Source organism: Pseudomonas sp. CFII68 (assembly GCF_000416195.1).
GTDB lineage: Bacteria > Pseudomonadota > Gammaproteobacteria > Pseudomonadales > Pseudomonadaceae > Aquipseudomonas > Aquipseudomonas kilonensis.
Genome location: NZ_ATLN01000050.1, coordinates 20,708 through 32,110, shown reverse-complemented (window position 1 = coordinate 32,110; position 11,403 = coordinate 20,708). Strand labels below are relative to the sequence as shown.

Below are 11,403 nucleotides of genomic sequence, written 5' to 3'. Positions count from 1 at the left end.
GCCTCTTCGCGAGCAAGCTCGCTCCCACAGTGGTTTTGTGTTGGACATAAATTTTTTGTTCACTGGAGATTGAATGTGGGAGCGAGCTTGCTCGCGATAGCGATGGCTCAGCCACATAGATGCCGGCATGTGCCCGCTCTTGCTCTTGCTTTGGATCTTGATCTGAACGCCCCGTTAAACCACGCTGACCGAACGCAGGCATTGCGCAGTGGGCATCCCGGCATGGATGCCGGGATAGCCGCGCTGGGCCATGGATGGCCCTTCGCGGCGGCCCACGGAGCAATGCCGGAGTGAGGGCACACCGAGCCTAGGCGAGGTGCCGAGTGGTGGGGCAAAGCGCTTTTGGTTACTTTTGGCGCTCTTCCAAAAGTGACCCGCTGTAAGAGCGGAACCATAAGCAGCCGTTACCTAAATAACGGATATACACGGGGCCCTCAAGTTTCTATGGAATTCACGAGACCTACAACAGCCTGCAGAAAAAACCCAAAAATCATCGACTCTTTGAAATCACCCCCCCCATATACTGATTCAAATCGCGAAAATCCTTAACACTCCAAGAATACGGCGATAGCTTCACACCATTCTCTCGCAAGGTCCTCGGAATCAAATCCCCATTGGGTCGAAGTATGATCGACGACACAATGACACCCGGATAATCACTCAGTCGTTTCTTGAAAGCGGCAGTTGTAAGGTCAGGCGTAGGAGGATTGCTTTTATGAGCCAACGGCCCCGTCCCCTTGATATCTGCTCCGTGACACATGGCACATCTCTGTAAATAGAGATTTTTCCCATTGGCACTATCCGCAACGGATAGTGATGTTTGAATGAGCGATAAAAACCCGAGCGAAGCGATGACTAATATTTTCATTATGCTTTCGGTACATGCCAATTTTTATGGGCGCAACGCCCTGTGGGAGCGAACTCATTCCCACAGGTTTTAGATGCCGGGATTGTTGTCCGCTCGCACAATCTGACTAGAACAGATAACCCATGTAGATCGCCGCGCCACCACCAGCCTGCAGGCCAGCGTTCACCCCGGCCATGACCACCGCGCCCTTGGCCGAGCGTGCCAGTTGCCGGTTGACCGTGGTCGAAGCGATGAGCGAGGTGGCCGGGTTGGAGCTCAGGACCACCGACAACGCCAGCAACTTGGGATCGAGCCCGAACAGCAGCGCCGTGGCCGAACCGCCGATCCCCAGGCCCACGCCCACTTCGGTATACATGCAAGGGCCGGTGATGTCGTCACTGGTCAGGTCGCGATCGACCAGGGCGTCGCTGACAAACACCTTGCCGGTGCTGGGAAACGCCTCTGCCGCACCGGCCGCACTGACGCCCTTGCCCTTGATCTGGATATTGATCTTGCCGAAGCGCGGCAGCCTGGCGCCAAATCCGACACCCACGCCGACCCCGCCATAGCGGTAGCTGACGTCTTCGCCCTGGGGCGAGCGCAGGATAATCGAGCCACCACTGCCCGCCACCATGACCACGGTCAAGCCACCACCGCTAGCGGTCTGGTACTGCCAGCGGCTTTCATTAACCGGAAGTGGGATGTTGTAGCTCATACGTTCAAAGTCCTTTATGTGAATGAACCGCATCGCGACCGCGTTGGCGGATGGCTTTCAGCAGGCCGACCAGGGTGAACACCAGGCCGATAAAACCCAGGACCCCGGAAGTGCCCCACAGTGCCGCCGGGGCATCGACGATGGCGCTGGCCGTCGGCTGCTCGGGCAGGTAATGCACCCGCACCGGCTGGTCCTTCTGATAACCGAAGATAAAACCGCCCTGGGGGTAGGAGATTTTTTCACCGCTGACAGTGGTGAAGGCGATCTCAGGATGCGAACCACCGGCATTCAAGTGGCTGACGATGCCATCGGCGGTCTGTGCCCGGGCGAGGAAGTCGCGACGGTCGAGGGTAAGATTGACGGCAATGCCCAGCAAGCCAATGCCAATCAGCGCAAAAAGCAGGCCTAGCAGTATCGTCCCGATGCGTGACGGGGTGTCGTTAGCCATAGCTTGTCCCGGTATTCATCCATGAAAGAAGGCGGCGAGGATAACAAAAAGCCTGCTATGTCGTAATGCTGTTCATTCGAGGTTTGTGATCGCCGTGGCGAGGGAACTTGCCACGGATGCCCATTAGCCTCTTTTGACTTTGAAGCGTCCCAACACCCGCTGCATCAGGGAAGCTCGCTCCGAAAGGTCCTTGGCCGCCACGGCGCACTCTTGCGAGTTCGACTGGTTTTTCTGCGTCACTTCGTCGATCTGCTCAAGCCCGATGCTGGCCTGCTGCAAACCTGAAGCCTGCTCGCTGGAGGCCTGGTAGATCAGCGAAACCAGGCTCGACACCGCACCGGTTCCACTGACGATGTTCTTCAGCGATTCGGCGGTCCGGCCGGCGATGATCATGCCGCGCTGGGTCTTGCTCGAGGAATCAGCGATCAACGCGGCAGTCTGCTGGGCGGCCTCGGCACTGCGGGCGGCCAGGCTACGCACTTCGTCGGCCACCACGGCAAAACCGCGCCCAAGCTCACCGGCCCGGGCCGCTTCGATGGCTGCGTTCAAGGCCAGCAGGTTGGTTTGTGCGGCGATGTTGTCGATGGTGGTAATGATCGCCGTGATGTCCTTGCCCGAGTTGTCGATTTCGGCCATGGCGGCAATCAGTTCGCTCATCAATTTGTCGCTTTCCCCGGCATCGGCCCGCGAGGCCTGGGATTGCTCATCGGCCTTCTTGGCGTTGGCGGCATTGTCCCGGGTCTGGGCGGCCATCTGCGTCATCACCGCGCTGATTTCGGTGATGGACGAGGCGGAATTGGAAGCCCCGTCGGAGAGTGACTGACTCAAGTCGGTGACCTGCGCCGAGCTGCCGGTGATCTGGGTGGCGCTGATTTGAACCTCGGAAATCAGCTGGTTCAGGTTGCTGACCATTTTCTCCAATGACTTGCCAAGGGTGTCATGGGGCGAAGACAAGCGGACCTCCAGGTCCAGATCACCTTCGGAAATGCGCTCGGCCACCCGCACCTGCCGTTGCAGGCTTTCAGACATGTCGTTGAGGGCCGCAGACAACTGCCCGACTTCATCTTCGGATTTCTGCACCAGGCGACGGGAGAAATCCCCCAGGCTGATGGTGGCGGCCAAGGCGGCGGCTTCGCGAATCGGCCCAACGATTTTTGCCGCGGCATACCACAGGGCAGCCAGGGCCAACAACGAAATGACCAACCCTACCGATACCTGCCAGATGCTGTTGTTGAGGCTGCGCGCCTGCAGTTCCTGCTCCAGGGCGATGGCCTGGCTCATGACCACCGCCTTGGGCAGGCGAATCAACACCGCCCAGGGCTTGCCCGTGCGACCAAGCGCAATGGGCATCAGCACTTCGATGTTCTGTGTTTGCGCATTGAGCAGGCCATCACCCCGACCGGCCTGGATATCGCGGAGCACTTTTTCCCAGGAGTCAGGCAACAAGGCCTTGATCGGCTGGCCAATCAGGTCGGTCCGCTGACTGTCCGCGACCACCAAGCCCTGGTTACTCAAGATCGAAACCGTGCCTTTGCCGCCGTAGAGATCGGCAGACATCTGCTCGCTGAGTTTCTGGATAAACGCGATATCGAAGTCAGCCCCGACCACTCCGTAGAACTTGCCGTTGGAGACGATGGGCACCGACAAGGTGGTCAGCCAGACGTTTTTCCCCTGGACCACATAAGGAATGGGGTCCAGCACACTTTCCTTCAGGGTGTCGCGCGGGCCGCTGTACCAGCCGCCCTTGGGCACACCGTTGGGGTGACGGTCCGGGGAGTCATACTCGACCAATGGTTGCACCGCGACGTGGCCATCGGCGCTACGCGTCCAGTAAGGCGTGAAACGCCCGGTCAACGGGTTATTGCCATCCTCTGCATTGCGGAACGCCGGATCCTGCCCGTCCAACGCATTCGGTTCCCAGCAGGAATAGGTGCCGTTGAAGTCAGGGTTATCCTTGAGGACGCTGAGCAGTACGCTGTTGATCTGTTCACGGCCCAATATCAGGGGGCTTTGCGAGGCCTTGCTGGCGGCGAAGGCATTGGCCATGGTGCGGGCTGCATCCAGCGCATTCTGCAACTTGGCCTGGATGGCGTTGGCCCGGGATTCGGCCAGGTTCTGGATTTCCCGGATCGTTGATTTTTCAACCAGTGCGCTGACCTCGGTCGAGACATATTGCTCGTTGGCCCGGGCGCTAAAAAGCCCGTAGACAATCAGGCTGATGGATGAAACAAACAGGCATACGCCTGCCGTGACACAAATACGTGCCTGCAATGACTTGAACTTCATATCATTCCCCGCCTGATTCTATTTATGGCCAACGTCAAAAGACGGCAGCATCTAACGTGTGCACGACACGGCATAACAATCGATCACGGCTGCTACGCCGCCCCCAAGGCAAACACCTTGGAAGAACTTGGCAATACAGCTCTTTATAAGAATTTCAATATGGCAGGTGGGGGGCGCAACCCCTGTCCGCCCGCAGCGCGGAAGAGGTCATCAAACCAAGAACCGAAGGCCTTATGTCCGGGACAATAAGGGCGATAGGTGGAAAGAATGTGAAAGCCTGCTTTTCCAGTCACCACAGGGGTCACCCTTGAATAATGCTGCAGATTCCCTTCTAACCATTAACCACAACAGCAAATTAACACGACCAACCTTTATACAAATACCCACTTAAGGCTTATACAAACCAGTACTTTAGTCGCAACAGCGACGTACTCATCAAGTACAAGACTCACAGCGCTTCAAGTTGGGACTGACTCTTTGCCCGGCACGGGTCACCACCCCGCAAAAGGGGGAAGCTCAGGCAAGATATGAGCGCCGGACTACACTCTATGCGCGTCCTGCAAGGCACAACGCTCAAACGCCTTCTTCCGCATGGATAGGGAGATTCTCATGCACAGTCTCGCAAACTACGGATATACAAAGAGACCCGCCCCCGCCCCCGCCATTCGTGCCGTGCTGCCAGCCACTGGCGACATTGAACGGCACCCTCCTGGCTGAGCATTCCCTAGGCCACCTCAAGTCCGGGAGCAGTTGATTCGCTCCGGGACCTGTTCGCGACCCAACACTTGAAAAGACTTCCCGATCAATTGCATCGGCGTAGCAGGCACAGGCGCGCCGGATTCGTGGGAGCGCAGCCGTGCCCATGCACTGCGCTCACTCACCTCCGAAAACAACCGCAAGGCGTCCACTCAATGTCGTGAAAAGGAGATCAACATGAACAACCTGAGCGATATAACGCTGGCAACATCCACCAACCCCAGCACCTTCCTCACGGTCCCGCTCGGCGATCCGGTCCAGGCTGACAACGGCAACATTCCACCCGGCACACGGATGCTCCCCGGCCAATGGGCGGCAGCGGCCGGCAACGGCTATGTGTTGCTGCTGCAGCCTGATGGCAACCTGGTGCTGTACCAGGTCGTCACAGGCCCCGTGGCGGCCAACAGCTCGTTCACTGGCAGCGCGATCTGGGCCACGGGCACCAACAACGGTGCCTACTTCGATGTCCAGACCGATGGCAACCTGGTCCTGGGTACCAGCGATGGCAACGTGGCATGGTCGCCCTACACCAACGGCATCGAGCCTCAGGAACTGCTCGTCCAGACCGACGGCAACCTCGTGCTGTACAACACCCTCAACCAAGCCTGCTGGGCCTCGAGCAGCAATCACTATCAGGTTTGGCCACCGACTCGCTGGGTCAATGTGCAAAGCAGCCTCGTCGCGCCCGTGAAAGGCGTGCCCCATGTACTCACCGCCAGTTCCGACGGCATGACGTTGAGCCCCTTCGTGGCCGGTTCGCCCAACCAGATCTGGCAAGTCACCGCCGATGGACGCCTACTCAGCGGCCTGCTCGCCGGGTTGGTGCTGGGCCAGGACGCCGGCAGCAGTACGCCAACCAACACCACACAGAGCGTACCCGTCCCGGTCGAACAGACTTGGCTCTGGGGAACGGGACTCGGCCCCACGGCCATCCAGAACAGCGCTTCGAACCAGTATCTGAGTGTCGATATCGCGGGGGGCTCGGTACAGATGCAAGACACCGACACCTCGAGCCAATGGTATTTCATGCCTACCACGCCCCTGGACAGCATCATGGCCTTGCCGGCGTCCGACCCGGCCTTCCCGGCCTTTACGCCTGACCAACAGGCCGTCTATGACTGGATCAACAACAAACTGGCGGTCATGAACAATCAGCCCCATTTGATCCTGCGCGAGCAGTACACCAACGGCGCCAGCACCCTGGACAGTTACCGGCAAGACATGCTCGGCCTGGACTACAACGCGTTCCCAGCGCAAGTCTGGCACCCCGTAGTGGACCAGTTGAAATTGGAGCTCAGCGCAGCGAGCGCGGTCAACAGCCTGTTCGCCTGCTATACCAGCTTCCACTCCCTGTTGTTCGAGGACCAGGGAGCGCTGCTCTCCGAACTGGGCCTGGATGCCAGCTTCGAGGACGGTGACTCGACCAATATCGGCGGCATCATCCTGGCGGTGCTCTCGGGCGTCATCTACACCGTGCTCTCGGCTGAAACGATGGAAGGCGAGATCAATTATTTCGCCGTCGCGGCCAACGTTCTCCAGAGCGGCATCAATGTGGCGGTCGCGGCCCAGAGTTCGAGTGTTTCTCCCAGTCTGTTCCAGGTAGCCTATGCCGACCTGTGGGAACAATTGAGCACTACATTCGAAGGGTTGCTGGACACTTTCGGCACCATGGAATCCACGATCCTGACCGACTGGGCCAAGCTGAAGATCACCTATACGCTGATCGCTTCCACTGCGCCCGACGGGTTGTTCTGGAACTCCGGTGAAACCGGAAATATGGTGAAAGCCGCCAAGCAGGGCTACGTGTTGTCGGTGATGCAGATGCTGCTGCCGGCCAAATACCAGATCTACCAATACCTGGACGTCAATAACAACCCCATCGACGGTGTGCCCGCCTACGCGCAGTACATCGCACCCGCGATCGACGGGACCTACTTCAAATACTGGATCGCCGATTCGACGGACTGGTCAATCTATCCGGAAGAAATCGCGCTCACCCAGGTCTGGGACAACGGCGGCTCGAAGGACGACTTCTTTAACAGCAGTAACGGTTGGGCGTTCGCCACGACGCGGCCCTACACCTACGGCGGCAATGACGCCAATTACCTGGTCATCGCGCTTACCAACCTGAGCCCGAACACGCTGGTGGCCACGGTGTTCAATCCGTCCCCCACTTCCGCCGGGCCGTCCCCACAGACCCTGTATCCCTACGAGACCGTGTTGATCGAGGCCGAAGCAGCATTTCCTGGTGGCGTAGCGATCACGCTCTCGATCTTCGACCCTTCCCGTGGCAACTACTTCGACGAGCCAATCGCCTCGTTCGATGCCTTTCAGGATTACTCTGGGTTCGCGGCCGGTAATGTGCGCACCGCCAACGCCACGACAGCGGGTGACTACCAACTGTCGACACCGCTGTGCAACACGGGCGGGTTCAGGCAATACCCCGGCGCCATCCAGGCCAGTGTCTACCGTCCTTGAGGGGTGAATCGCAGGCATGAGGAGCGGGCGTTCCGCTCGAAGAAAAAGCCGTGTTGATCGGCGGGCTTGCTCCGAAGGCGTTGGGTCGGTTTGCATTGATACAGGATGTGCCGACGCCTTCGCGAGCTTGGTCGCGATTGCGATGGCTCAGCTACATCGATGCTCCCCGCCTCAAGCCTTTCGAGTCCTCGGCAAGAAAATCGCCAACACCCCGAACAATGGCAGGAACGAGCACAACCAGTACACATACTCGATGCCACGGATGTCCGCCAGGTGCCCCAGCAGCGCGGCGCCAATCCCGCCGAAACCGAACATCAGCCCGAAGAACACGCCAGCGATCATCCCGACATTGCCCGGTACCAGCTCCTGGGCATACACGACAATGGCCGAGAACGCCGAGGCCAGGATGAAGCCGATGACCACGCTGAGGATGCTGGTCCACAACAGGTCGACATGAGGCAGGATCAGGGTGAACGGTGCCACGCCGAGGATCGAGAACCAGATCACCGCCTTGCGCCCGATCCTGTCGCCAATCGGTCCGCCAAAGAAGGTCCCCGCCGCCACTGCCCCGAGAAACAGGAACAGGTGCAATTGCGAAGAGGCCACCGACAAGTCGAACTTCTCGATCAGGTAGAAGGTGAAGTAGCTGGTGAAACTGGCCATGTAGAAGTACTTGGAAAACACCAGCAGCCCCAGCACTACCAGCGCACTCAAGACTCGGCCCTTGGATAGACCATGCGTAGCCGCCTGGCCTTGCTTGAGCTTGAACAAGTTCAGGTGGTTGGCATACCAACGGCTGATGCGGTACAGCACGAACAGCGCAAACAGGGCGAACAGCCCGAACCAGGCCACATTGCCTTGCCCATAGGGAATGATGATCGCCGCCGCCAGCAGCGGGCCAAAGGCTGAGCCGGCGTTACCGCCCACCTGGAACGTCGATTGCGCCAGCCCGTAGCGACCGCCCGAGGCCAATCGCGCCACCCGCGACGCTTCCGGGTGAAAGGTCGACGAGCCAATGCCGATCAATGCCGCCGCCAACAGGATCAAGGCAAAACTGCCGACCATGGACATCATCACAATGCCGATCAACGTGCACACCGTCCCGGCCGGCAGCAGCCAGGGCTTGGGGTGCCGGTCCGTGTGATAACCGACCCAAGGCTGCAACAATGAGGCGGTCAACTGGAACGTCAAGGTGATCAGGCCAACCTGAGTGAACGTCAGGCCATAGCTGTCCTTGAGCATTGGATAAATCGAGGGCAGCACGGCCTGGATCAAGTCGTTGATCAGATGCGCCAGCGCCACGGCGCCGATAATCCGCATGACCAATGGACTGCTTTGCGCAGTGGCGGCAACGGCTGGGATCTCGGCCTGGGTATTGCTGATAGCCATGGGAGTTTCCATACGACAGAGGGTGCACACGGGCAGGTGCGTCAATGTGCCATTTTTCGGTGCAGCAAGGCTATCCCCTTAGCTAGCTATCGAAGTCGAAAAATTGTCGAAATCCAAGGTGATAGCTCAACGCCATGGTCTGAATCTTGCCTTGTTAATGGCCTACAACGCGGCTCCTTACAAAGGGGACCGAGAATGGGAAGTTTCGCTACAGAGCTGGCCTACCGAGCCGATTTGGACAAACTTTCGAGGCCTTTTAAAAGAGCACCTGTTTCGGCACTTGTGTAGAAAGCGCACAAAAATAGTGCAAGGGTGTTCAGGGGGAGTATGGGCATGCAGGCTTTTTTATCACCAGGCATCAGGTTGTTGGGACATTTCGGCTTCGCCCGCAAATTCCAATTGCTGTTCCTGCTTTTTATCCTGCCGCTCATGGGCAGCCTGTGGCTCATCGGCCAGGACTATCGCGACAAACTCAGCCTGATTTCCGGGGAACGCGCCGGGGTGCGCCAATTGCTGGCCCTGGATAACCTGGACAACCTGCTCACCGTCCAGCGCAACCGCGCCGCCCGCTGGCGCGCTACCGAGACCAATCGGCAGCCGACACCGGCGACGCTGGCCGCCATGGCGGCGTACGATGCCGTGCAACCGGCCCTCAACCAGGCCGCCAACGACCTGGCCAATACCCTGCAAACCGAAGGGGCCGAAGCCGATACCCTCGCCCGCTATCAAACCCTGCAGACCAGCCTCAACGGTCTGGATTCGAAAAGCCTGGGCAGCGTCGGTTGGTGGCCAGATGGTTACGACCGCTTCACCGCCGCCCTCAGCGCTCTGCAAGCCTTGCGCGAGCAGATGGTCATGGACAACCGCCTGACCCTCGCTTCCTGGCTGGAGACGTATCTGCTGACCCAGATCTCCACCCAACAGACGCCAGACCTGATCGAACGGGTCGGCCGCCTTGCAAGCGTCGGCCAGGCCTCCGTGGTATCAGGCCAGTTCACCTTGCAGAGTCGCCTGCAACTGCGAGACCTGCGCAGCCGTATCGGCGACGCCCGGGACCAACTGGTCAAGACCGGAGCACTGCTGGAAACCCGCCTGCCCAGCGATCTGCAAACCTGGGCCGGACAATTCCAAGGCAGCCTCAAGCACTTGGAGGCCGGCCTGAAAGTGCTGGATGACGGCGTGTTCGGCGGTTCCATCAGTCTCAAGCCCGAAGACTTCGAGAAACACATGGATGCCCTTCTCGTCGATCTGGCGACCCTGCGGCAACAGTCACTGGTGGCACTGGATACGCGGCTGGACCACTACCACGGTTCGGCGATTCGCCAGTTCACCCTGGTAGCGACGGTACTGGGCTGCCTGTTGCTGGCGGCGCTGTATCTTTTTGTTTGCCTGCAAGCGTCGATCCGGCGCAGCGCCAGCGGCATCACCCTGCTGGCCGAAGCCCTGCGCGACGGCAATCTCAGCCTGCAAGTACCGGTGCAAGGGCGCGATGAACTGGCGGCCATCAGCACCGCCCTCAACGTCGCCGTGGTGCAATTGCGCAACAGCCTGCTGGGGGTGGACCACGAGACATTGCAGTTGAGCAATGCCGTGCGCACCCTCAATACGCACTCCAGCGGCGCCCTGGGCGAAGTCGAGGCCCAGCAAATGCAGATCAGCCAGATCGCTGCCGCCGCGACACAACTGGCCGCCACCTCCCAGGGTGTGGCGAAGAGTTGTGAACAGGCCTCCGATAGCGCCCAGCAGACCCGCCGCATCGCCACTGACAGCAGCCGCGACAGCCAACGCACCACGGCCAGTATCCAGCAGCTCAACCAGCGCCTCAACGAAACCGCCGCCGCACTGGGACGGGTCAGCGAACAGGGGCAACAGATCCAACTGGTGGTCGATACCATTCGTGGCGTGGCCGAGCAGACCAATCTTTTGGCCCTCAATGCCGCCATCGAAGCCGCTCGCGCCGGGGAACAGGGCCGTGGTTTCGCGGTAGTGGCCGACGAGGTGCGCAGCCTGTCGCAACGCACCCAATCCTCCACACAGCAGATTGCCGCCACCGTCGACAGCCTGCGCGCCACGGTCAACGAGGCCGTCAGCCTGATGGAAGCCGCCTGCGGCCAGGCCCAGACCGACGCTCAAGCAGTCACCGGCCTTGGCGAACGGCTGGGAGAAATTGCCAGCGCGGTGCAAAGCGTCACCGACACCCTGGCGCAAATCGCCACCGCCGTGGATGAACAAGCCAGCACCGCCGACGAGGTCAGCGGCAATATCCAGCAGGTCGACCAGGCAGCGATGCGTTTGCTTGAAGGCGCAAGGGCCGTGAACCTGGCGGCGGATACCCTGAGCCAGGGAAGCCGGGCTCTGAGTGCCAACACAGGGAGATTTCAGCTCGGTTGATATCGATTTGCAGCGAGGATTGTTAAGCGGTTGAAAGCGTAGAGAAATATTTCAGATTTACGCTTGACACATCTTCGTTACCGGCGAATAATG

General features: G+C 59.5%; 7 protein-coding genes and 1 pseudogene. 2 read left to right on the top strand and 6 right to left on the bottom strand.

The window, feature by feature from the left end; all coding sequences use genetic code 11:
• Nucleotides 1–490 precede the first annotated feature (490 nt).
• From CFII68_RS26615 to CFII68_RS28175, 5 genes and pseudogenes are all read right to left on the bottom strand, one after another.
• Nucleotides 491–868: a cytochrome c gene (locus CFII68_RS26615; protein WP_018604621.1), complete on the bottom strand. Its 378-nt coding sequence runs from the start codon at nt 866–868 to the stop codon at nt 491–493.
• Between the two features lie 106 nt (nt 869–974).
• Nucleotides 975–1,562: a hypothetical protein gene (locus CFII68_RS18015; RefSeq protein WP_018604618.1), complete on the bottom strand. Its 588-nt coding sequence runs from the start codon at nt 1,560–1,562 to the stop codon at nt 975–977.
• A gap of 4 nt (nt 1,563–1,566) precedes the next feature.
• Nucleotides 1,567–2,010 carry a DUF3592 domain-containing protein gene (locus CFII68_RS18020; protein ID WP_018604615.1) on the bottom strand — a complete coding sequence of 148 codons (444 nt, stop codon included), beginning with the start codon at nt 2,008–2,010 and terminating at the stop codon, nt 1,567–1,569.
• Nucleotides 2,011–2,133: 123 nt separating this feature from the next.
• A complete protein-coding gene (locus CFII68_RS28180; protein WP_371103541.1) occupies nt 2,134–2,922 on the bottom strand; it encodes a methyl-accepting chemotaxis protein in 789 nt (262 codons plus the stop codon).
• Between the two features lie 111 nt (nt 2,923–3,033).
• Nucleotides 3,034–4,056 (bottom strand): annotated as a pseudogene (locus tag CFII68_RS28175) (HAMP domain-containing protein); the annotation flags it as partial.
• Between the two features lie 1,173 nt (nt 4,057–5,229).
• Here CFII68_RS28175 and CFII68_RS18030 point away from each other — a divergent pair.
• Entirely contained in the window at nt 5,230–7,530 is a 2,301-nt protein-coding gene (locus CFII68_RS18030; protein WP_018604612.1) for a peptidase S53, read from the top strand.
• A 171-nt stretch (nt 7,531–7,701) separates the two neighbouring features.
• Here the strand turns inward: CFII68_RS18030 and CFII68_RS18035 are convergent, their stop codons facing one another.
• A complete protein-coding gene (locus CFII68_RS18035) occupies nt 7,702–8,919 on the bottom strand; it encodes an MFS transporter (RefSeq protein ID WP_018604610.1) in 1,218 nt (405 codons plus the stop codon).
• 333 nt (nt 8,920–9,252) lie between these two features.
• Between CFII68_RS18035 and CFII68_RS18040 the strand changes: the two genes are divergently transcribed.
• Complete coding sequence (locus CFII68_RS18040) at nt 9,253–11,310, top strand: methyl-accepting chemotaxis protein (protein ID WP_018604609.1); 2,058 nt, start codon at nt 9,253–9,255, stop codon at nt 11,308–11,310.
• Nucleotides 11,311–11,403: the final 93 nt, after the last annotated feature.